This is a genomic window from Streptomyces griseicoloratus (assembly GCF_014534645.1).
In the GTDB taxonomy this organism is placed as follows: domain Bacteria; phylum Actinomycetota; class Actinomycetes; order Streptomycetales; family Streptomycetaceae; genus Streptomyces; species Streptomyces griseicoloratus.
In genome coordinates, this window is sequence record NZ_JACVQF010000024.1 from 1 (window position 1) to 251 (window position 251).

At 71.3% G+C, this 251-nt stretch carries 1 protein-coding gene; it reads right to left on the reverse strand.

The genetic code is table 11. The features are described 5' to 3' along the window. A partial coding sequence (locus H0H10_RS00305) for a hypothetical protein (RefSeq protein ID WP_188178733.1) occupies positions 1-251 on the reverse strand: 251 nt, incomplete at both ends.

The window sequence follows — 251 nt, forward strand, 5'->3', positions numbered from 1 at the left end:
GTGTCGACTTCGAGGAGGACGAGGTTGGTGAAGTCACCGATCAGCCGCTCGACATGCGGGTGGAGCGGCAGGCGGTCGCCGATCGTCACGTTCAGCGTGAACCGCGGCTCCTTCGCCCACAGCGCCAGCGCCTCCGCGTACGCCGCGCACAGCAACGCCGACGGCGTCACCCCACGGGCCTGCGCAGCCCGCTTCAGACGCCCCCACCGCTCACCCGACACCTCGTGCGTCCGCCGCACGAACCGCGTCGG